We start from the raw sequence: 20,278 nt of genomic DNA on the forward strand, positions 1-20,278 counted from the left end.
CCGCGCCAGGCCCGGTTACGGCGCGGCGCGCCCGGAATGACGGCCGGCGCGGCCCGAGGCGGGGTCAGGCCCGCCGGGGGCGCAGGGCGTACCAGAGGGCGCCGACGGCGAGCACGGCGACGCCGGCGAGCACGCTGGCCGGCGGCAGGTTGACCGCGAGCAGCAGGCAGCCGGCCAGCCCCAGCACGGCCAGCGCCCGCACCGGCAGCCGCCGGCCCGGCTCCCGGCCCAGCGTCAGCGCGGCGGCGTTGGTGATCGCGTAGTACACCAGCACGGTGCAGCTGGAGAAGCCGATCGCGCCGCGTACGTCGCCCAGCAGCACGATCACCACCACCACGGCGGCCACGGCCAACTCCGCCCGGTGCGGCACCCGGTGCACCGGGTGGACGGCGGCGAGGGCCCCCGGCAGGTCGCGGCGGCGGGCCATCGCCAGCGCGGTGCGCCCCACCCCGGCCAGCAGGGAGAGCAGCACCCCGGTCACCGCCACCGTCGCCCCGGCCCGCACCAGCCACGCCAGGCCGGGCAGCCCGGCGGCGGTCACCACGTCGGCCAGGGGCGCGGCGGAACCGGCCAGCCGGTCGGCCCCGAGCACGCCGACCGTGACCACGGCGAGCACCAGGTAGACCGCCAGCACCACGCCGAGGGCCAGCGGGACCGCCCGGGGGATGGTCCGCGCCGGGTCGCGCACCTCCTCGCCGAGGGTGGCGATCCGCGCGTACCCGGCGAAGGCGAAGAAGAGCAGCCCGGCGGCCGTGAGCACGCCCCGCCCGCCGCCGCCGAGGTCGCCGAGCCGGTCGAGCGACACGTCGCCGCCGACCGCGCCGGCCACCGCGACCAGGGCCAGCACCGCCAGCACCACGCCCACCAGGACCTTCGTCGCGGTGGCGGTCTTGCCGATGCCACGCAGGTTCACGGCGGTCACCGCCGCCACCGCGCCGACGGCGACGAGCCGGGCCTGCCCCGGCCAGAGGTACGCCCCGACGGTCAACGCCATCGCCGCGCAGCTCGCCGTCTTGCCGGCCACGAAGCCCCAGCCGGCCAGGAACCCGGCGAACGGGCCGAGCCGCTCCCGCCCGTACACGTAGGTGCCGCCGGACTCGGGGTAGCGGGCCGCGAGCCGGGCTGAGCTGGTCGCGTTGCAGAAGGCGATGAAGCCGGCCAGCACCAGCGCGGCCAGCAGGCCGGCCCCGCCGGCCGCCGCCGCGGCGGGCGCGAAGACCACGAACACGCCCGCGCCGAGCATCGACCCCAGGCCGATGACCACCGCATCCCGTACGCCCAGCCGGCGCGCCAGTTGCTCCACGGCGAGACCCTAGGGAGCGGAGATGAACGGACGGTTCCAGTCCCGCAGCGCTCCCGGCAACGGCAGGTCGTCCCACGGCACCCGGTGCACCAGCCGGTCGAGGAGGAGCCCCAGCAGCAGCCCGGCGACCGAGTCGGTCAGCCAGTGCCAGCCGAGGTAGGTGGTGGTGCAGAGCACCACCACCGGCGGCACGACCCGGACCACGGTGACCAGCCGGGGCGGCATGGTCCGGCCGTACGTGCGCAGCAGCGGGGCGAGCAGCAGCGCGATGACGCCGTACCAAAGGATCGCGTTCGCGACGTGGCCGGAGGGGTAGGACTGGGCGAACCTCAGCGGCAGCTCGTCCTGGAACAGCGGGAGGGTCTGCTCGGCGGGGAGGAAGGGTTCCTTGACGCTCGCGCTGGGCGCGGGTCGGGCGGTCCACACCTTGAGCGGACCGATGGTCAGGTAGCTGAGGGCGAAGGCGAGCACGGGCGGCAGCACCGGGCGGACCGACCTCAGCCGCACCGCGAGCAGCACCCCGAGCCCCAGGGCGATCAACGTCAACGGGGTGCCCTGGCCCAGGTAGTTGAGCACCACCGCCGTCCAGTGCGCGGCCGTCGGCCGGTGCGCCTGCGACCAGTCGGCGATCGCGCGGTCGATCCCGAAGAGCCGCTCGCCGGCGAGGGCCACGGTCAACCCGACGAGGGCGGTCAGCAGCAGCGCGTCGAACCACCAGCCGGCCGGCCGGACCGGCCGGAGCTGCACCTTTGCCCGTACCGTCGTGGTCTCCCGCACCCCGACCACGCTACCGGCCCCGCTCGGCGCCGGATGGGGACGGGCCGGGGCCGCCTGTGTGCCGAGCCACGAAGGGAGGCGCTCGGCGGGGGGTACCCGTCAGACTTGTCCCGTGCGGATCACCTCGGCCCTCGTGGACCCGGCGCTGCTCGACCTCCCCTGGTCGACCCCGCTGGAGGAGTGGCCTGCGCAACACCTGGTGGCGTTGCCGCAGGGCATCTCCCGGCACATCGTCCGCTTCGTCCGCCTCGGCGGCTACGTCTACGCGGTCAAGGAGACCGGTGAGCGGGTCGCCGAGCGGGAGTACGACCTGCTGCGCGCCCTGGAGCGGATCGACTTCCCGTCGGTGGAGGCGGTGGCGATCGTCGCCGACCGGCAGACCGACGACGGCGAGCCGCTCGACCCGGTGCTGATCACCCGGCACCTGCAGTTCTCGCTGCCCTACCGGGCGCTCTTCTCGCACACCCTGCGCCCGGAGACCATGGGCCGGCTGCTCGACGCGCTGGCCGCCCTGATCGTCCGGATGCACCTGACCGGCTTCTTCTGGGGCGACTGCTCGCTGTCGAACACCCTCTTCCGGCGAGACGCGGGGGCGTTCGCCGCGTATCTGGTGGACGCCGAGACCGGGGCGCTGCACCACTCCCTCTCCAACGGACAGCGCGGCGAGGACCTGGAGATCGCCCGGGTCAACATCTTCGGCGAGGCGCTCGACCTCCAGGCCGCCGGGCTGCTGCACGAGTCGATCGACCCGGAGGTGGTCTGCGAGGAGGTCGTGCAGCGCTACGAGCGGTTGTGGCACGAGATCACCTACGAGCAGCAGGTCGAGCGGGAGGCCCGGCACGACATCGAGGGGCGGATCCGCCGCCTCAACGAGCTGGGCTTCGACGTCGCCGAGGTGGCCATGTCCACGATCGACAACGGGCGCTACCTGGTCCGGCCGAAGGTGGTCGACGCCGGCTACCACACCCGGCGCCTGCTCCGCCTGACCGGCCTCGACGCCGAGGAGAACCAGGCCCGCCGGCTGCTCAACGACCTGGACGCCTACCGGGCGGAGAGCTACCTGATGGACGAGCAGCAGGCCGCGCACCGCTGGCTGACCGAGGTCTTCGAGCCGGTGGTCCGGGCCGTCCCCGCGCACCTGCGCCGCAAGCTGGAGCCGCAGGAGCTCTTCGCCCAGATCATCGAGCACAAGTGGCTGCTCTCCGAGCGGGCCGGCCGGGACGTCGGGATGGCCCCGGCCGTGCAGTCGTTCCTTTCCGACGTGCTGGTGCACCGCCCCGACGAGCAGGCCGTGCTCGGCGTCGAGGTCCCCACCGACTGAGCCTGGCGGGGCCTGACGCTTGATGCCTGTCCCCGGGCTCGTACGCGGGCCGGTGCTCCTCCTTGGGTGGGGTCGTCACGGCCCTTTCGAGCTGATGTCGTAGACGATCAGGCGGACGAGGGCGGCCGATGTCGTAACCGATTCAGCTCGAAAGGGCCGGCGCGGCAGGACCGGACCCGGCAGTGCCGCCGGCCGGGCTGGTGGCGGTGTGACCACCGGCAGCGATTCGCCGGCGCCGGCCCGGCGGTCACTCCAGCCAGGAGCCGCCGCGCATCACCCGGACCACGTTGAGGTCGTCGTCGAGCACCACCAGGTCGGCCCGGAGCCCGACCTGGAGCGCGCCCAGCTGGTCGCCGAGGCCGATGGCGCGGGCCGGCGTGGTGGCCGCCATCCGTACGGCGTCCGCGATCGGGATCCCGGCGCCCACCGCGTGCCGCAGCGCGGCGTCCATGGTCAGGGTGCTGCCCGCGATCGCGCCGTCGCGGGCCAACCGGGCCACGCCGTCCGCCACCGTGACCGTCTGGCCGCCCAGGTCGTACTCGCCGTCGGCCATGCCGGCGGCGGCCATCGCGTCGGTGATCAGGGCGGACCGCTCGGGGCCCGCCGTCGAGGTGGCGAAGGCCAGCATCCCGTCGTGCAGGTGCACGCCGTCGGCGACCAGTTCGCAGACCACGTTCGGGGCGTCCAGCAGGGCCACCACCGGGCCGGGCTCGCGGTGGTGCACCGGCCGCATCCCGTTGAACAGGTGGGTGCCGACGCTCGCGCCCGCCGCGACGGCGGCGCGGGTCTCGTCGTACGTGGCGTCGGTGTGGCCGACTGCGGCGACCACCCGGTGCGCGGTGAGCAGTTTGATCGCCTCCAGCGCGCCGTCCCGCTCGGGGGCGAGGGTGACCATCCGGACCGCCCCGTCGCCCAGCTCGATCAGCTCGGCCAGCTCGTCGGTGGACGGGTCGCGCAGGTACTCGGGGTTCTGCGCGCCGCAGCGGGCCGAGGAGAGGTACGGCCCCTCGAAGTGGATCCCGGCCAGCACCCCCTCGGCGACCAGCGGGGCGAACGCCTCGGTGGCCGAGCGCATGAGCACGAAGGGCGAGCTGACAAGGCTGGCCAGCAGGGTGGTGGTGCCGTGCCGCAGGTGGAAGTCGGCGGCCTGTCGGGCCTGCCCGGCGTCGCCGGTGGTGAAGGTGTGCCCGCCGCCGCCGTGCGTGTGCATGTCGACGAAGCCCGGCACGATCCAGTGCCCGTCGCGGACTGACGGGTACTCGGCCACCGCCCGGATCCGGCCCTCGTCGACCTCCACGCAGCCCTGCCGGATCACGCCGGTCGGGGTCACCACCTTGCCGTTCACCCGAAGAGCCATCACTTCTCCAGACTGTCGAGGGCGAGCAGGGCGGCGCCGAGGCAGCCGGCCTCGTCGCCGAGGGCCGCCGCGACCAGGCGCGGCTCCCGGTGGAACGTCATCCGCTCGTGCAGCGCGGCCCGCAGCGGGTCGAACAGCAGCGCGCCGGCCCGCGCCAGCCCGCCGCCGATCACGACGGTCTCCACGTCGAAGAGGGCCTGGCCGGTGGCGAGGCCGTCGGCGAGCGCCTCCACGGCCTCCCGCCAGACGTCCGCCGCCAGCGGCTCGCCGGCCGCCGCCCGGTCGGCCACCTCGGCGGCGGTCGCCGGGACGCCGGCCCGCGCCGAGTAGAGCCGGCCGATCGCGGAGGCGGAGGAGACCGCCTCCAGGCACCCGGGACGGCCGCAGCCGCAGCGCGGCCCGCCGGGGCGTACCAGAATGTGGCCGATCTCGCCGGCGGCACCGTGCGCGCCGGTGGCCGCCGCACCACCGACCAGGTGCGCGGCGGCGATGCCGGTGCCGATCGCGACGAAGAGGACGTGCGCGGCGTCGCTGCCCGCGCCGAGCCGCGCCTCTGCCAGGCCGCCGGCGCGCACGTCGTGGCCGACCGCCGTCGGCAGTCCGAGCCGCGTCTGCGCCAGGTCCCGCAGCGGTACGTTCCGGAAGCCGACGTTCGCCGACCAGACGGCGACCCCGCGCGCCTCGTCGATCACCCCGGGTACGGCGATGCCGATCGCGACCGGGTCGAGCCCGTCGGCGCGGGCCTTGCCGGCCAGCCCCTCGGCGATCCCCAGGACCGTGTCGACGACGGCGTCCGGGCCGCGCTCGGCGTCGGTGGGGTGCCGCTCGGTGTGCAGCACGGCACCGTCGGCCCGGACCAGGGCGCACTTCATCCCGGTGCCGCCGACGTCCAGCGCGACGACGACCTCGGCTGGCCTCACGCGAGGACCACGGAACGGGTCAAGTGCCGGGGCGCGTCCGGGTCGAGGCCCCGGCTGGTGGCGAGCGCGACGGCGAAGCGCTGCGCCAGGATCAGGTCGGCCATCGGGTCGACGGGCGTACGGCCGGCGGCCCAGCTGCCCAGCACCGTGCGGCAGCCGTGGGTGCGGCTGTGCACGAACGACGCTCCCGTCGCCGCCACGTCCTCGGGCAGCCCGTCGGGCAGCTCGCCGAACGCCCAGACCAGCCGGCCCGGCGCGGCGATCGAGATCGGCCCGTGCCGGTAGTCCATCGCCGGGTACGCCTCGGCCCAGAAGGTGGCCGCCTCGCGGCACTTCAGCGCGGCCTCCTGGGCGAGCCCGACCGTCCAGCCCCGGCCGAGGAAGGTGGCCTGCTCGATGCGCGTCGGGTCGATCGGCAGCGGGGCGCGTACGGCCACCTCCGCGTCGGCGGCGAGCGCGTCGATGTTGTCGCCGAGGTGGGCGCGGAGCAGGGCCAGGGCGGTGGTCGCGAAGCGGGTCTGCACCACCGAGCGCTCGTCGGCGAAGGGCATGGTCACCGCCGCGTCGGCCAGCGCGACGGCAGGGGAGTCGGGGTCGCCGACCAGGACGGTGCTCGGCACGCGCCCGCGCAGGGCGGCGATCAGCTCGGTGACCTCGGTGGTGGTGCCGGAACGGGTGATCGCGACGAGCCGGTCGTAGCGCCGGCCGGCGGGGAACTCGGAGGCCTGGAAGGCGTCGGTCTCGCCCTGGCCGAGGTGCTCGCGGCGGGCCGCGTACGCCATCGCCATGAACCACGACGTGCCGCAACCCACGACGGCGACCCGCTCCCCGGGACGGGGGAGGTGGTCCGTCGCGGTGGCGGCGAGTCGCGCCGCCTCCCGCCAGCAGTCGGGCTGGCTCGCGATCTCGGCGTCGACGTACGACATGAGAACTCCTACGCAGGGGAGCGGTGCGCAATACGGCTCGTTAGAGCCGCCTTTCGCGCGTTATTCTGCGCGAAAGCGGCTGGCTGTGGCAACCAGCCCCGGCATCGCGCAAGACAGGGTTTTGCGCCCTCGTAGTTTCGCGCACTACTGTGCACGCAATCAATCACCGACCGCGCAGTAACTGGAGGGCACGGGGTGGACCGGTACGCCAGATGGAACGCCCTGCTCGAGATGCTCACCGACAACGGCCGGGTCAGCGTCGAGGAGGCCGCCGAGCGGCTGGACGTCTCGCAGGCCACGATCCGGCGCGACTTCGACCAGCTCGCCCAGCAGCAGATGATCACCCGGACCCGGGGCGGCGCCGTCGCCAACGGCGTCTCGTACGACCTGCCGCTGCGCTACAAGACGGCCAAGCACTCGGCGGAGAAGCAGCGCATCGGCGCCGCCGCCGCGGCGCTCGTCTCGCCGGGCACCGTGGTGGGCCTCAACGGCGGCACCACCAGCACGGAGGTGGCCCGGGCCCTCGCCGTCCGGCCCGACCTGAACACCAGCGCCGAGGGCGCCCAGCTCACCGTGGTCACCAACGCGCTGAACATCGCCAACGAGCTGCTGGTCCGCTCCCGGATGAAGGTCGTGGTGGCCGGCGGCGTGGTCCGCCCGAAGTCGTTCGAGCTGGTCGGCCCGCTGGGCGGGGCGCTGCTGCGCGAGGTCACCCTGGACGTGGCCCTGCTCGGCGTGGACGCGATCGACCCGCAGCTCGGCGCCGCCGCCCACCACGAGGGCGAGGCGGCCATGAACAACCTCATGGTGGCCCGGGCCAAGCGGGTCGTCATCATCGCCGACTCGTCCAAGCTGGGCGGTCACGCGTTCGCCCGGATCTGCCCGGTGGACCGGGTGGAGACGCTGGTCACCGACTCCGGGGCCAACCCCGAGGTGGTCGAGGCGTTCCGCGCCGCCGGCGTCACGGTCATCTGCGCCTGACGTGAAAGGAAGGGCACCTTCCTGACGCCTGGTGCATAGGAAGGGGCCCTTCCTTCCACCTGATCGGCGCGTCGCATGCATACCGGGTATTGCGGGGACCTGCATACCGCGTATGGTGTCGCGTGTCATACACCCATCGGGGGAGGTGCAGCTTGCCAGCTGTCCTGGAGATCGAAGGTCTCCGCAAGACGTACAAGAGCCGTCGGCGCGGCACCCGCAACGCGCTCGACGGTTTCGACATGCGGGTCGAACAGGGGCAGGTGCACGGCTTCCTCGGCCCCAACGGGTCGGGCAAGACCACCACACTGCGTACGCTGCTCGGCCTCATCCGGCCCAACGGCGGCCGGATGACGATCCTCGGCCACGAGGTGCCGGCGGCACTGCCCGCGGTCGCCGGTCAGGTCGGCGCGATCGTGGAGAGCCCGCAGTTCTTCCCGCACTTCACCGCGCGGGACACCCTGTCGCTGCTCGCCGGCGCGGGCGACGTGCCGCAGCACCGGGTCGACGAGGTGCTGGAGCTGGTCGGGCTGCGCGACCGCGCCGGCGAGCGGGTCAAGACCTACTCGCTCGGCATGAAGCAGCGGCTCGCCGTCGCCTCGGCCCTGCTGAAGAACCCGAAGCTGCTGATCCTCGACGAGCCGGCCAACGGCCTCGACCCGGGCGGCATCCGGGAGATGCGCACCCTGACGCGCAACCTCGCCGAGTCGGGGATGACCGTGGTGCTCTCCAGCCACATCCTTGGCGAGATCCAACTGATCTGCGACTCGGTCACCATCATCTCGCTGGGCCGGCGGGTGGCGTTCGGCCCGGTCGAGCAGGTGCTCGCCCAGCACTCCTCGGGCGCGGTCCGGGTGCGGCTGGAGGCGGTCACCGACCTGCCGCTCGCCGCCGAGGCGTTGACCCGGGCCGGGATCCGGGTGGCGGGCCAGGCCGACCACCTGATGCTCGCCGGGGTCGACAAGCCGGCCACGGTGACCCGGCTCCTCGCCGAGCAGGGTCTCTACGTCAGCGAGCTCGCTCCGGTCGCCGTCGACCTGGAGAGCGTCTTCCTCGAACTGACCGCCACCGCGCCGGTACCCGGCCAGCACCGGCAGGTCGACCAGTCCACGAAGGTCGGTGGCGCGGGGCAGCCCGGTCCCACCGGGGGAGGGTGGGGCGCGTGAGCCTCTACCGTACGGAGTTGCGCCGGCTCGCCAAGCGGCGCTTCACCCGCTGGATGGGCCTGCTGGGCCTGCTGGTGCTCGCGGCCGTGGTGGTCGGGGTCTTCTTCACCAACGAGAAGATCGACGCCAGCGCGCTGGCGAAGGCCGAGCGCGCCGCCGACCAGCAGTGGCAGCGGGACGTCCGCCACAACACGGAGTACCGCGCGGAGTGCGAGAAGGCGAAGGCGGCCGGCACGGCCCAGTCCGGGGAGTTCCCCGACGACTGCGCGATGATCCAGCCCCCGCCCCGGGACGCGATCCAGACGGACTGGTTCCTGCCCTCCACGTTCGACTTCCGGGAGAACTTCGGCGACACGTTGCTGCCGCTGGCGGCGATCCTGGCGCTGGTCGGGTTCGTCGTGGGGGCCTCGTTCGTCGGGGCGGAGTGGAACACCGGCGGCATGATGAACCTGCTGCTGTGGCGGCCGAAGCGGCTGACCGTACTGCTGACGAAGCTGGCGGCGCTGCTCACCGGGCTGGTCGCCCTGGCCGTGCCCACGACGGCGCTCTGGTTCGGCAGCTTCTGGCTGGTCGCCACGTTCCGTGGCAGCACGGCGGAGATGACCTCCGGGGCGTGGCAGTCCTTCGCCCTGACGGGGCTGCGCGGGCTGGTGCTCGCACTGGTCACCGCGACCATCGGCTTCGCGCTCGCCTCGCTGGGGCGGCACACCGCGATGGCCCTGGGCGGGGTGATCGCCCTGATGGTCGTCGGGCAGTTCGGCCTCGGCATCCTGCTGGCGATGGCCGGCGTGCGCTTCGCCGAGGCCTGGCTGCTGCCCACCTACGCCGTGGCGTGGATGCAGAAGAAGGTGACCCTGGAGGACTGGAACACCTGCCAGGCGACCTACTTCGGCGAGTGCAAACCGGACACGATGGACATCACCTGGCAGCAGTCCTCGGTGATGATGGCGGTCGGGTTCGTGGTGATCCTCGGCGCGGCCCTCTGGGCGATGCGCCGGCGCGACATCTCCTGACCGCAGGCGGTGCGACCGGCGGCTCTCCCCGGCCCCGGCCGCACCGCCATGCCCCGGCGGGGGTGACGAACCGGCGTATTCCGGGCGTAGCACGGTGGGTTCGCGGGGCGGACACGACGTGAACCGGAGCGGTCACGTTCCGGCACTGTCGTCCGATGCGAACCGGGTCGGCCCTGGTTAGGCTGGGAGTCCCCCACCGGTCGGCGTCGTGGTGTGCCGCCCGCCAGCCCCACGAGGAGCGCCATGCAGCCCGCCGACGCCGCCCCGGCCGCCACCGAGCCGCCCGTGCCGGGCCGGCCCGGCGAGGCCGGCGCGACCGTCGGGGCGGACGCCACCGGGGAGGCGCGGGACACCGGCAGCGTCGTTCCCCAGCCGCGTACCGGTCCGGGCGCCGGGACGCCGACGGTCCCGCAGCCCCGCTCGGCGCCGGAGCCGGACGTCGCCGGGGCGGCGCCCCGCGAGGCCGCCGCCCCGCCGGACGGGGCCGGCACCGACGCCGACGCCCCGGCGGACGCCCGGCCCGAGAGCGGCCTCACCGAGCGTGAGCGCGGCATCCTCGCCTTCGAACAGCAGTGGTGGCGGCACGCCGGCGCCAAGGAACAGGCCATCCGGGACACCTTCGGCCTCTCGGCCACCCGCTACTACCAGTTGCTCAACGGGCTGCTCGACAACCCGGCCGCCCTCGCCGCCGAGCCGGTGCTGATCGGGCGGCTGCGCCGGCTGCGGTCCTCCCGGGCCCGCAACCGCCGCCGCTGACCGCTGTCGTACCCCGCGACCGGTCCCGGCCCCGCCGCCCCCGTTCCGGCCGACCGGTCCGGTGCCGCCCGCGTGGCGGCGCACCCGGGCGGACCGCCGCTCCTACCCCCGACGCCGGTGCGGAATGTCGGCGATCCGCGCGGGTACGCGGGTCTCGTTCCGGGCCGCATCTCGCGGCCGGTTCACGTTCCGGGCCGTGACCTGCGGCCCGGGGCCGACGGAGGGAGCGGGCGATGACGCAGATCAACCCGAGCCGGCCACCGGACGGTGCGACCGGCACCGCACAGCAGACCCGGCAGGAGGCGTCCCGGGTCGGGCACCAGGCGGCCCAGGCCGGCGGACACCTCGCGCACACCGCCGCCGAGAAGGGCGCACACGCTGCGCACACGGCCGCCGAGAAGGGCGGACACGTCGCGCACGCCGCCGCCGAACAGGGCGGACACGTGGCGTCGGAGGCCCGGCGGCAGGCGCGCAACCTGACCGGCGAGGCCGGCACGCAGTTGCGCGACCAGGCCCGGGCGCAGCAGCACCGGGCCGCCGACGGGCTGCGCGGCATCGGGCGCGAACTCAGCTCGATGGCGGAGCGGAGCGAGGACTCCGGGATGGCCGCCCAGGCGGTCCGCCGGGCCGCCGACGCCGCCCAGCAGGCGGCCGGCTGGCTCGACGAGCGCGAACCTGGGGAGATGCTCCACGACGTGCGGTCGTACGCGCGCCGGCACCCGGGCACCTTCCTGGCCGGCGCGGCCCTGGCCGGCATGCTGGTCGGGCGGCTCACCCGGAACCTGACCGCGTCGGGCGACGGGGCGCGGGGCGAGGGCCAGCCGTCGATGCCGCCGACCGGGCCGGGCACCGCGCCCACCGGGCCGACCGCCGCGTCCACCATGGCCGGGCCGCAGCCGTACGAGCGGACGGCCGAGGCGCCGTACACGCCCGAGGGGGCGTACACCGGGACGGCCCGGGTGCGCAACGCCTCGCCGTCGGGTCGGCAGGGGCCGGACATCCCGGGCGGGGTGGCGCCGTGAGCGCCCCCGAGAAGGAGCGGACGCAGTCGGTCGGCGACCTGCTGGGCGACGTGACCCGGGACTTCTCCGTGCTGGTCCGCAAGGAGGTCGAACTGGCCAAGGCGGAGCTGCGCGAGGAGGCGGGTCAGGTCGGCAGGTTCGCCGGCATGTTCGGCGGAGCCTCGCTGGCCGGTTTCCTGACGGTGCTGTTCGTGTCGTACGCGCTGTGGTGGGGGCTGTCCAACGTGATGGACCAGAGCTGGGCGGCGCTGATCGTGGCCGTCATCTGGGGCGTCGTCACGGGTGTCCTGCTCTCCAGGGCGCGCAAGGAGAAGGAGCAGCTCCGCTCGGTGCTGCCCCGGACGAGGCAGACCGCACAGGAGATTCCGGACGCGGTGCGCGGCCGGTGAACCAACCGGGAGGGAGCAGATCATGTCCAACGATCCGGACCGGATCCGGCGGGAGATCGAGAACACCCGGAACGAACTGAGCAGCGACGTCGACGCGCTGGCCGACAAGGTCAACCCGCGACGGATCGCCGGTGAGCGCGTCGGGCAGGCCCGCGGCGCGTTCACCCGGGCCAGGGAGAAGGTGATGGGCGTGCAGTCTGACGGGCACGGCGCCGCACAGCGGATGTCGCAGGCGACAGGTCAGCGGATGTCGCACGCGGCCGATTCGGCGCGGGAGTTCGGCGGGCAGTCCCGGGACCGGATGTCGCACGCGGCCGATTCGGCGCGGGCGTTCGGGGAGCAGTCCCGGGAACAGGTGTCGCACGTGGCCGGGTCGGTGCGGGAGGAGGCCCGCTCGCTCGGGCAGCAGTCCCGCCAGCAGGCGCAGGGCAACCCCCTTGCGGCCGGCCTGATCGCCTTCGGCGCCGGGCTGCTGGTCTCGTCGCTCATCCCGCCCAGCCGCCCCGAACGGCACTGGGCCGGCCAGGCCAAGGACATGGTCGGCGAGCATTCCGACCAGCTGCGGGCGCAGGCCAGACACCTGCGCGAGCAGGCCGGCGAGGTGGGCCGCGAAATGGGCCACGAGGTCAGCCACAACATGCGCGGACCGGCGCAGGACGCGGCCCGGGCGGTCGGTGCGACGGCCGCCAGTGGCGCGTCCGCCGTCCGGGACCAGGGCCGGTCGGCCGCCCACCAGATGCAGGGGCAGGCGCATGAGACCGCCGACGACCTCCGTCGCCGCTGAGGCGACCCGGGTGGTCGGGGCGGCGCGGACGATGCGGGTACGCTCCGCGTCCGCGCCGCCCCCCGGCCGGGCGGTCAACGAGGACCTGGTCTTCCGGTTCGGACCGCTGGTCGGCGTGCTGGACGGCGCCAGCGTGCCGGAGGGCTTCGACACGGGCTGCGCGCACGGCACCGCCTGGTACGTCCGGCACCTCGCGGCCCGGCTCGGGCTCGCGGAGGCGGTCCGCCCGACGGCGACCCTGATGAGCAACCTGGCGGCGGCGATCCTCGCGGTCCGGGCCGACCACGGCGACGGGTGCGACCTCGACCATCCGGGCACCCCGTCGAGCACGGTCTGCCTGCTGCGCGACGGGGGCGACCACCTCGACTACCTCGTGCTCTGCGACAGCCCGCTGGTGCTCGACGCCGGCGGTCGGGTCGGCGTGGTCACCGACGACCGACTGGACGCCGCCACGGCGGAGCTGCATTCCATGGTCGCGGCCCTGCCGGCGGGTGGCGCCGACCGGGTGACCCGGATGCGGCAGGCGGTCGACATGCAGCGGGCGCGGATGAACCGCACCCACGGTTACTGGGTGGCGGCCGCAGACCCGGACGCGGCGTTCCACGCGGTGACCGGGACCCTGCCGCTGCGGGGGTCGGGCGCGGTACACCGGGCGGCACTGCTCAGCGACGGCGCGTCGGCCCTGGTGGAGCAGTTCGGCGTCCTCGACTGGGCGGGGCTGCTGGACGTGGCGACCGCCGAGGGCCCCGGCGGGCTGATCGACCGGGTACGCGTCGCCGAGCGTGACCATCCGGACCGGTTGCGCCGGCACAAGCCAGCCGACGACGCCTCCGTGGTGCTCTGCGAGTTCGACGCCGGGGCACCCTGACCGGTCCCCGGGTGGGCGGGCCCGCCGCCCGTCACCCGGGCCGGACGGGCGGCCGACAGCGGAGCGTGAGGCGGAACACGATGCGGTCCGACCGGCTGGTACCTTCCGCCGGACCGCCAGTCGGGGCCCGATGGGGTGGACTTGGGCCGGTGAGGCCGGCAGACTGCGGCACGTGGCGGGAACGGTGCGGCTGGAGCCGGTGGACGAGCAGAACCTGGAACCATTGCTCTCCGTAGCGGCTGCGGAAGCGGAGCCCGGCGACGTGATGCCGCCGGTGGAGGCCCCTGCGGGCTGGTCGTGCGCCCGGCGGGAGGCGTTCCGGGAGTTCCACCGGGCGAGCTTCGGAGGTCTGGACGGCCCGACCGGCAGCTGCATGTACGCGATCCTGGCCGGCGGCGAGGTGGTCGGCATGATCCGGATGACCCGCCGCGACGAGCCGGGCACGGTCGAGACCGGGATGTGGCTGGGCCGCTCCGCCCGGGGCCAGGGAATCGGTCCAGCCGCCCTGCGTGAACTGTTGAACGAGGCGGCGGCGGCCGGAATGCGACTGGTGGTCGCGGAGACCACCGCCGACAACCACGGCGCCGTTTCCGTGCTGGAGAAGTGTGGCGCCAAATTGCGCGAAAGTGGCGGTGCGGTACACGCCGAGATATGCCTCGATTCGACGCTGCCGGCCATGTGACGGCCATTCCGCAATTATTTACTTTCTGACGTTCTTCCTGCTCGGCGCTACCTCGCTGTCGGCTTTGCGCGGTTTGTGAGGCGCGCGCTCCGGTCCGGGTGAATGGTGTCGACAAGACGCACGAGTGTTTCGCCGATAGGTCAACGGGTACTGCCCGTCGGGTCCGATTGAACGGGACACCTGATGTGCGGTCCGGCGCGTGCTGATCCCCGGCAGCCATTCTTTCGACCATTGCCGTCAGGTGTCCGGCGCTCCGGGGAGCGAAGGAGAACTGATGAAGAGCGGAGCACGAATCGGGCTCGCGGTCGGCTTCGGCTACCTGCTGGGCCGGCGGCGCAAGCTGCGTACCGCCCTCACCCTGGCCGCCGCGGTCGCGGCCGGCCGGGCCAGTCGGGAACCCGGCGGACTGCTGAAGGCGGGCGGCAACCTGCTCCAGTCGTCTCCCCACTTGAGCAACCTCGGCCGCCTGGGCGGCCCGCTCGCCGCAGCCTCCAAGGCGGCCGCGACCGCCGCCGCCGGCAGCGGCATCGATGCCATCAGCGGCAAGCTGCGCGGCTCGGCCGACGCGCTGCGCCGCAAGGGCGGGGCCGGCGCCGCCGGCGACGGCGACCGGCCGGACCGGGACACCGACACCGAGCAGCAGGGGCGCGACGACGACGGCGGGGAGCAGGACCGCGACGACGACGGCGGGCGGGAGCGCGACGACGACGGCGGCGGGCAGGACCGCGACGACGACGGCGGGCAGCGGAACCGCGACGCCGGCGACCAGCGGCGGGGGCGGTGACCATGCCGGACACGAAGAACCCCGGCGGACTCGGGGACAAGGTCCGGGGCCAGCTCGGCGGCGAGGCGCGCAACCTGGCCAGCGCCATCGGCGAACGCGCGATGCGGGTGGTGACGGAGCGGATCACGGGCGCGACCGGCCGGCTCAGCGACTACGCGAAGCAGGGCGGCGGTCCCGGCCTGATCTCCGCTGCCACCGGCGCGCAGAAGCTCGCCGAGGGCGGCTCACCGGTGAAGGCGATGTTCCATGCCGGACTGGCCGGCGGTAAGGAGAAGGTCATGTCGGCGCTCGGCAAGGGCGGCAAGGGCGGCGGCAAGAAGGTCAAGGTCACCAACATCGTCGAGGCGATCGAGGTCGGCGTGCCGGTCCGGGTCGCGTACGACCAGTGGACCCAGTTCGGCGACTTCCCGAGCTTCATGAAGAAGGTCGAGAACGTCGACACCGAGTCGGACGAGAAGCTGACCTGGAAGGCGCAGGTCTTCTGGTCGCACCGCACCTGGGAGTCCACCATCGTCCGGCAGATCCCGGACAAGCTGATCCACTGGCGCTCGAAGGGCGAGAAGGGCTCCGTCGACGGCACCGTCAGCTTCCACGAGCTGTCGCCCGACCTGACCCGGATCCTGGTGGTGCTGGAGTACCACCCGCAGGGCCTCTTCGAGCACACCGGCAACCTGTGGCGGGCCCAGGGCCGCCGCGCCCGGCTGGAGCTGAAGCACTTCGTCCGGCACGTGATGACCCGGACGGTCCTCGACCCGGATTCGGTGCAGGGCTGGCGCGGCGAGATCGAGGACTCGCGGGTGGTCCGCGACCACGAGACCGCGCTGCGCGAGGAGCAGGAGGAGCGCGAGCAGCAGGAGCGCGAGGGTCAGGAGGAGGGCGAGGAGCGACAGGAGCGCGGGCAGCGCGGCCGGCGCCAGCCCGAGCCCGAGGAAGAGCCCGAGGAGGAGCCGCGCGAGAAGCGCAGGCCCGCCGAGCATGGCCGCCGCCGGCCGCCCCAGCGCCGTCGCCCGGCCGAGGACGAGGAGTACGAGGACGAGTACGACGAGGGCGACTACGACGAGTACGAGGAGGAGGAGCCGGAGGAGGAACAGCCCCCGCCGCGCCGCCGTGCCCCGGAGCGGGCCCGCCGCCCGCAGCCCCGCGAGGAGCCCCGTTCCCGTGAGGAGCCCCGTTCCCGCGAGGAGCCTCGGGCCCGCCGTTCCCCGGAAGCGCCCCGGCGCCCGGTGGTCCGCCGTCGACGGGAGGAGCGTGAGTGACCATCGCGACGAGTGAGGGCCAGGGCGGCGGCGCCCTGGAACGCGGCGGAGGGGGCTCCGGCCTGGCCGATGTCGTGGAGACCGTGCTGGACAAGGGCGTGGTGATCGACGCCCAGGTCTCGATCGCGGTGGTCGGCATCCAGCTTGTCGAGATCAACGCCCGGATCGTCATCGCCAGCGTGGAGACCTATCTGCGCTTCGCCGAGGCGGTCGACCGGTTCGACATCACCCCGAAGGGCCAGAAAGGGCTGCCCGACCTGGTCGAGGGGGCCTCGGGGGCGGTCGGCGCCGGCAAGGCGGTCTCGGGGGTCGGTAAGACGGTCGGCGCGATCAAGGACGCCGTCGGCGAGCTGGGCTCGGACGACCGGGACCGGGATCGCGACCGGCCCCGGCGGCGACGGGACGAGGAGCGGTGAGCATGGCCGAGGAGACCGGACTGTTCATCTACGGCATCGTGCCCTCCGATGTGGAGCCGACCCCGGACGCCGCCGGGGTCGGCGACCCGCCCGGGGAGGTGACGGCGGTGCGGCACGAGGACCTGGCCGCGCTGGTCAGCGAGGTGAGCCTGACCGAGCCGCTCGGCCGGCCGGCGGACCTGACCGCGTACCAGGAACTGGTGGACGGCACGGCGGCGGTGGCGCCGGTGCTGCCGGTGCGCTTCGGCACGGTCGTCACCGGGCCCGACGCGGTCGCCGACCTGCTGGACGCGCACCACGACCGGTTCGCCGCCGCCCTCGACGAGTTCGAGGGGCGGATCCAGTACACGGTGCACGGGCGCTACGACGAGGCGAACCTGATCGCGGCGGTGCTGGCGGACAACCCGGGCGCCGCCGACCTGGCGGACCAGGTGCGTGGGCAGCCGGAGGCGGCCACCCGGACGCAGCGGATCCGGCTCGGCGAGATCATCAGCCAGGCGGTGGAGCTGCGTCGGGAGGCGGAGAACCGGCAACTGGTCGACACCCTCGGTCCCCTCGTCGTGGCGAGCGCGCCCCGGCCGCCGAGCAACGAGCTGGACGCGTCGAACGCCGCCTTCCTGGTCGACCAGGACCGGGAGGACGAGTTCATCTCGGCGGTCGAGGAGTACGCCGAGCAGCGCCGGGAGCTGATCCGGATGCGGCTGCTCGGCCCGCTCGCGCCGTACGACTTCGTCAGCGCCCACCAGTTGATGGGGTGACCGGTGGACATCCTGTGGACGCTGCTGACCCTGCCGTACGCGCCGGTGCGGGGGCTTACCGCGGTGGTGAAGGTGATCGCCCGGGAGGCGGAGTCGCGGCAGCGCAACCCCGTCGACGTCCGGCGCGAGCTGGAGGCGTTGGACGCGGCGACGGCGGCGGGCGAGATCAGCGCCGCGGAACGGGACCGGGGGCAGCAGCAGGTGCTGGAGCGGCTGACCGGCGGTGTCCAGCGGCCGGCGCCCGCCCAGGACCGGGCCCCGGCCCGGAACGGCCCCGGGTCCCGTCGGCAGAACGGCGGGACCCGGTACCAGTCCGGCGCGGACCGGGCGCGGCAGTCCGCCTCGGGCCGGGCGCGGCAGACGACCTCCGGCCGGGTGCGGCAGGCCGGCACGGAACGGGCGCCGCAGCCCGGCGAGGGTCGGGCGCGACGAAACGGTACGGAACGGGCGCGGCAGGTCGGCACCGAACGCTCGCGGCGGGTGTCGCGCGGCGGCGAGGGAGGTGAGCGCAATGGAGGGTCTGATCCGCGGCGACGGCGGTCGGGCGCGTAGGAGCGAGCCCGTCGACGACGACCGGTACGACGACGAGGAGGAGTACCTCGAACCCATCACGGCCGCCGAGGCGGCGCGCGAGGGGATGCGGCAGATCGTCGAGTTGACCGGCCGGGATCCGGTGGGGACCACCTCGCTGAAGTCGTCGCGGGACGGCTGGCTGATCGGGGTGGAGGTGATCGAGGACCGGCGTATCCCCAGCTCCACCGACCTGCTCGGCCTCTACGAGGTGGAGCTGGACCTGGAGGGCGGCCTGCTCGGCTACCGGCGGGCGCGGCGCTACCAGCGCGGGAAGGGCGAGGTGGGTTGAGGTGAGCGTGCAGCCGCCCCCGGTGGTGCAGAACTCCGGCCAGGTCCTGCCCGCCGGGCACGAGCCGGCCAACCTCGGCGACATCCTGGAGCGCGTACTCGACCGGGGCATCGTGATCGCCGGCGACATCCGGGTCAGCCTGCTCGACATCGAGCTGCTGACGCTCAAGCTGCGACTGGTCATCGCCTCGGTCGACACGGCCCGGCAGATCGGCATCGACTGGTGGGAGCACGACCCGTGGCTCAGCTCCCGGGCGAGGCCGCCGGTGGAGCCCGGCCCACGGGACCCGGAGCAGGTGGAGGCGGAACGCCGCCCCCGGGTCGCCCGGACGGCCGCCCGCAGGGAGGAGCGGGATGACTTCGACGGCTGACCTCGTGCCCGCCACCGGGCCGGCGAGCCCCGGCGTCGGGGTGTGGCTGCACGGCGTGGCGCGGGACGTCGATCCCGCCCTGCTCGCCACCACTGCCGGGATGGACGGCGCTCCGGTGCGCGCGGTGCGGGCCGCCGGCCTGGTCGCCGTCGTCAGCGCCGCGCCGCTGTCCGAGTACGGCGAGGAGGCGCTGCGCCGGAACCTGGAGGACCTGGCCTGGCTGGAGCGGGCGGCCCGGACGCACCACGCGGTGGTCGCGGCCCTGTCCCGCCACGGCGCCGTGGTGCCCGCCCGGCTGGCCACCGTCCACCACGACGACGCGCGGGTGGCGGCGCAGCTCACCGCCCGCCGGGTCGAGCTGACCACCGTCCTGGACCGGCTCGCGGGCCACGACGAGTGGGGCGTCAAGGGGTACGTCGTGCCGGGCGCGACGCCCCGCACGGCGGAGCCCGCCGGGTCGGGCGGCGCCGGGGCGGCGTACCTGCGGCGGCGCCGGGCCCAGCTCACCGCGCGCGAGGAGGGGCAGCGGATCGCCGCCGACGCCGCCTGCGCCGTGCACGAGGCACTGGCCGGGCACGCGGTGGCCGTCCGGCGGCACCCACCGCAGGACCGCCGGCTCTCCGGCGCGCCCACCGCCATGGTGCTCAACGGGGCGTACCTGGTCGGCCAGGGGTCGGTCGCCGGATTCCGCCAGCTCGTCGCCGCGCTCGCCGGGCGGCACCCGGAGATCCGGCTGGAGCTGACCGGTCCGTGGCCGCCGTACTCCTTCGCCGAGGAGCGGCCCGCCGAGCCGGCGCTCACCGTACGGGAGCCGGCATGCTGACGGCCCGGGGCCCGGCGTGGTGACCACGTCGCTCGCCCCCAGCAGCGCCGACGACCCGCTGTCCTACCGGCCGGTGGCCCTGGTCGACCTGCTCGACCGGGTCCTCGCCACCGGCGTGGTGATCAGCGGCGACATCACCATCGCGATCGCCGACATCGACCTGGTCCGGATCTCCCTGCGCGCGCTGGTCGCCTCCGTCGGCGCGCTCGCCCCGCCGGAACTGCCCGACGCCGCCCCGAGCGCCGCCGCCGGGACGCCGGGGACGTGGCCGTGACCGCCCCGGACGGCCGCCCGGACGGCGCGACGGGCCCGGGTGGCGGGGGCGGAGTGGGCGTGGGCAGACCGGGCGGCGGTAGCGGCCGGCGGGACGAGCCGGGCGGCGGTGTCGACCGCCGGGACGAGGCCGCCGAACTCGCCGCCGCGCTCGGCGACACCCGGTGGCAGCCGCCCCGCGTGACGCCGCTGGACCGCCGGCTCGCCGTCGACCGGGACGGCGTCGAGCGAGGGCTGGCCAGCCTCGTGCTGACCGTGATCGAGCTGCTGCGGCAGCTCATGGAGCGACAGGCGCTGCGCCGGGTCGACCTCGGCGACCTCACCGAGGAGCAGATCGAACGGATCGGCACCACGCTGATGGCCCTGGAGGAACAGATGGCGGGGCTGCGCGAGTACTTCGGCCTCACGCCCGAGGACCTGAATCTCGACCTCGGGCCCCTCGGCCCCCTCCTGCCCACCGACTGACGGGTCGTC

At 74.5% G+C, this 20,278-nt stretch carries 25 protein-coding genes; 20 read left to right on the forward strand and 5 right to left on the reverse strand.

The window, feature by feature from the left end:
- Positions 1 to 64: 64 nt before the first annotated feature.
- Both EV374_RS26795 and EV374_RS26800 read right to left on the reverse strand, forming a co-directional pair.
- Entirely contained in the window at positions 65 to 1,303 is a 1,239-nt protein-coding gene (locus EV374_RS26795) for an APC family permease (protein WP_132239934.1), read from the reverse strand.
- 9 nt (positions 1,304 to 1,312) lie between these two features.
- Positions 1,313 to 2,050, reverse strand: coding sequence for a phosphatase PAP2 family protein (locus EV374_RS26800; RefSeq protein ID WP_207914594.1), 738 nt, complete (start codon positions 2,048 to 2,050; stop codon positions 1,313 to 1,315).
- Positions 2,051 to 2,192: 142 nt separating this feature from the next.
- Here EV374_RS26800 and EV374_RS26805 point away from each other — a divergent pair, with 142 nt between their 5' ends.
- A complete protein-coding gene (locus tag EV374_RS26805) occupies positions 2,193 to 3,401 on the forward strand; it encodes a DUF4032 domain-containing protein (RefSeq protein WP_207914590.1) in 1,209 nt (402 codons plus the stop codon).
- A gap of 247 nt (positions 3,402 to 3,648) precedes the next feature.
- Here EV374_RS26805 and nagA read toward each other — a convergent pair whose 3' ends face one another.
- Genes nagA through EV374_RS26820 form a run of 3 tightly spaced genes read right to left on the reverse strand, consistent with a single transcriptional unit; the run spans position 3,649 to position 6,604 of the window.
- A complete protein-coding gene (gene nagA, locus EV374_RS26810; protein ID WP_132239937.1) occupies positions 3,649 to 4,758 on the reverse strand; it encodes an N-acetylglucosamine-6-phosphate deacetylase in 1,110 nt (369 codons plus the stop codon).
- Positions 4,758 to 5,678: an ROK family protein gene (locus tag EV374_RS26815; RefSeq protein ID WP_132239938.1), complete on the reverse strand. Its 921-nt coding sequence runs from the start codon at positions 5,676 to 5,678 to the stop codon at positions 4,758 to 4,760. The genes nagA and EV374_RS26815 overlap by 1 nt, the downstream gene beginning before the upstream one ends.
- On the reverse strand, positions 5,675 to 6,604 hold the full coding sequence (locus EV374_RS26820; protein ID WP_132239939.1) for an SIS domain-containing protein: 930 nt from the start codon (positions 6,602 to 6,604) through the stop codon (positions 5,675 to 5,677). Before EV374_RS26820 ends, EV374_RS26815 begins: the two co-directional genes overlap by 4 nt.
- 195 nt (positions 6,605 to 6,799) lie before the next feature.
- Between EV374_RS26820 and EV374_RS26825 the strand changes: the two genes are divergently transcribed.
- From EV374_RS26825 to EV374_RS26915, 19 genes are all read left to right on the forward strand, one after another.
- A complete protein-coding gene (locus tag EV374_RS26825; RefSeq protein ID WP_091626905.1) occupies positions 6,800 to 7,585 on the forward strand; it encodes a DeoR/GlpR family DNA-binding transcription regulator in 786 nt (261 codons plus the stop codon).
- Between the two features lie 152 nt (positions 7,586 to 7,737).
- Positions 7,738 to 8,748 carry an ATP-binding cassette domain-containing protein gene (locus EV374_RS26830; RefSeq protein ID WP_132239940.1) on the forward strand — a complete coding sequence of 337 codons (1,011 nt, stop codon included), beginning with the start codon at positions 7,738 to 7,740 and terminating at the stop codon, positions 8,746 to 8,748.
- Positions 8,745 to 9,761, forward strand: coding sequence for an ABC transporter permease subunit (locus tag EV374_RS26835; RefSeq protein ID WP_132239941.1), 1,017 nt, complete (start codon positions 8,745 to 8,747; stop codon positions 9,759 to 9,761). Before EV374_RS26830 ends, EV374_RS26835 begins: the two co-directional genes overlap by 4 nt.
- 243 nt (positions 9,762 to 10,004) lie before the next feature.
- A complete protein-coding gene (locus EV374_RS26840) occupies positions 10,005 to 10,517 on the forward strand; it encodes a DUF3263 domain-containing protein (protein ID WP_132239942.1) in 513 nt (170 codons plus the stop codon).
- Between the two features lie 233 nt (positions 10,518 to 10,750).
- Positions 10,751 to 11,539 carry a hypothetical protein gene (locus EV374_RS26845; RefSeq protein WP_132239943.1) on the forward strand — a complete coding sequence of 263 codons (789 nt, stop codon included), beginning with the start codon at positions 10,751 to 10,753 and terminating at the stop codon, positions 11,537 to 11,539.
- Positions 11,536 to 11,928 (forward strand): phage holin family protein, encoded by a 393-nt coding sequence (locus EV374_RS26850; protein ID WP_132239944.1) that lies wholly within the window; start codon positions 11,536 to 11,538, stop codon positions 11,926 to 11,928. The genes EV374_RS26845 and EV374_RS26850 overlap by 4 nt, the downstream gene beginning before the upstream one ends.
- A 22-nt stretch (positions 11,929 to 11,950) precedes the next feature.
- Positions 11,951 to 12,712, forward strand: a complete 762-nt coding sequence (locus EV374_RS26855; RefSeq protein WP_132239945.1) for a DUF3618 domain-containing protein — start codon at positions 11,951 to 11,953, stop codon at positions 12,710 to 12,712.
- Entirely contained in the window at positions 12,681 to 13,580 is a 900-nt protein-coding gene (locus tag EV374_RS26860; RefSeq protein ID WP_132239946.1) for a hypothetical protein, read from the forward strand. Before EV374_RS26855 ends, EV374_RS26860 begins: the two co-directional genes overlap by 32 nt.
- A gap of 172 nt (positions 13,581 to 13,752) precedes the next feature.
- Positions 13,753 to 14,262: a GNAT family N-acetyltransferase gene (locus EV374_RS26865; RefSeq protein WP_132239947.1), complete on the forward strand. Its 510-nt coding sequence runs from the start codon at positions 13,753 to 13,755 to the stop codon at positions 14,260 to 14,262.
- Between the two features lie 274 nt (positions 14,263 to 14,536).
- Complete coding sequence (locus EV374_RS26870) at positions 14,537 to 15,046, forward strand: hypothetical protein (RefSeq protein ID WP_132239948.1); 510 nt, start codon at positions 14,537 to 14,539, stop codon at positions 15,044 to 15,046.
- 2 nt (positions 15,047 to 15,048) lie between these two features.
- Positions 15,049 to 16,302, forward strand: coding sequence for an SRPBCC family protein (locus EV374_RS26875; RefSeq protein ID WP_132239949.1), 1,254 nt, complete (start codon positions 15,049 to 15,051; stop codon positions 16,300 to 16,302).
- Positions 16,299 to 16,718, forward strand: a complete 420-nt coding sequence (gene gvpJ, locus EV374_RS26880; protein WP_132239950.1) for a gas vesicle protein GvpJ — start codon at positions 16,299 to 16,301, stop codon at positions 16,716 to 16,718. Before EV374_RS26875 ends, gvpJ begins: the two co-directional genes overlap by 4 nt.
- Positions 16,719 to 16,720: 2 nt before the next feature.
- Positions 16,721 to 17,476, forward strand: coding sequence for a GvpL/GvpF family gas vesicle protein (locus tag EV374_RS26885; protein ID WP_132239951.1), 756 nt, complete (start codon positions 16,721 to 16,723; stop codon positions 17,474 to 17,476).
- 3 nt (positions 17,477 to 17,479) lie between these two features.
- Positions 17,480 to 18,028 (forward strand): gas vesicle protein GvpG, encoded by a 549-nt coding sequence (locus tag EV374_RS26890; RefSeq protein ID WP_132239952.1) that lies wholly within the window; start codon positions 17,480 to 17,482, stop codon positions 18,026 to 18,028.
- The gene (locus EV374_RS26895) at positions 17,988 to 18,338 is read left to right on the forward strand and encodes a gas vesicle protein GvpO (protein ID WP_132239953.1); all 351 of its coding nucleotides are present in this window, start codon (positions 17,988 to 17,990) and stop codon (positions 18,336 to 18,338) included. Before EV374_RS26890 ends, EV374_RS26895 begins: the two co-directional genes overlap by 41 nt.
- 1 nt (position 18,339) lies before the next feature.
- Complete coding sequence (locus EV374_RS26900) at positions 18,340 to 18,708, forward strand: gas vesicle protein (RefSeq protein ID WP_132239954.1); 369 nt, start codon at positions 18,340 to 18,342, stop codon at positions 18,706 to 18,708.
- Positions 18,692 to 19,531: a GvpL/GvpF family gas vesicle protein gene (locus EV374_RS26905; RefSeq protein WP_132239955.1), complete on the forward strand. Its 840-nt coding sequence runs from the start codon at positions 18,692 to 18,694 to the stop codon at positions 19,529 to 19,531. Before EV374_RS26900 ends, EV374_RS26905 begins: the two co-directional genes overlap by 17 nt.
- 16 nt (positions 19,532 to 19,547) lie before the next feature.
- Positions 19,548 to 19,805, forward strand: a complete 258-nt coding sequence (locus EV374_RS26910) for a gas vesicle protein (protein WP_165947923.1) — start codon at positions 19,548 to 19,550, stop codon at positions 19,803 to 19,805.
- 59 nt (positions 19,806 to 19,864) lie between these two features.
- On the forward strand, positions 19,865 to 20,269 hold the full coding sequence (locus tag EV374_RS26915; protein ID WP_486485985.1) for a gas vesicle protein K: 405 nt from the start codon (positions 19,865 to 19,867) through the stop codon (positions 20,267 to 20,269).
- The last annotated feature ends 9 nt before the right edge of the window (positions 20,270 to 20,278 follow it).

The sequence above is a fragment of the Micromonospora sp. CNZ303 genome (assembly GCF_004345505.1).

Coding starts and splice junctions, on each gene's coding strand:
- EV374_RS26845 (WP_132239943.1), top strand. CDS start 10,751: ATGACGCAGATCAACCCGAGCCGGCCACCGGACGGTGCGACCGGCACC.
- EV374_RS26895 (WP_132239953.1), top strand. CDS start 17,988: ATGGAGGGTCTGATCCGCGGCGACGGCGGTCGGGCGCGTAGGAGCGAG.
- EV374_RS26885 (WP_132239951.1), top strand. CDS start 16,721: ATGGCCGAGGAGACCGGACTGTTCATCTACGGCATCGTGCCCTCCGAT.
- EV374_RS26870 (WP_132239948.1), top strand. CDS start 14,537: ATGAAGAGCGGAGCACGAATCGGGCTCGCGGTCGGCTTCGGCTACCTG.
- nagA (WP_132239937.1), bottom strand. CDS start 4,758: ATGGCTCTTCGGGTGAACGGCAAGGTGGTGACCCCGACCGGCGTGATC.
- EV374_RS26855 (WP_132239945.1), top strand. CDS start 11,951: ATGTCCAACGATCCGGACCGGATCCGGCGGGAGATCGAGAACACCCGG.
- EV374_RS26905 (WP_132239955.1), top strand. CDS start 18,692: ATGACTTCGACGGCTGACCTCGTGCCCGCCACCGGGCCGGCGAGCCCC.
- EV374_RS26840 (WP_132239942.1), top strand. CDS start 10,005: ATGCAGCCCGCCGACGCCGCCCCGGCCGCCACCGAGCCGCCCGTGCCG.
- EV374_RS26820 (WP_132239939.1), bottom strand. CDS start 6,604: ATGTCGTACGTCGACGCCGAGATCGCGAGCCAGCCCGACTGCTGGCGG.
- EV374_RS26860 (WP_132239946.1), top strand. CDS start 12,681: ATGAGACCGCCGACGACCTCCGTCGCCGCTGAGGCGACCCGGGTGGTC.
- EV374_RS26875 (WP_132239949.1), top strand. CDS start 15,049: ATGCCGGACACGAAGAACCCCGGCGGACTCGGGGACAAGGTCCGGGGC.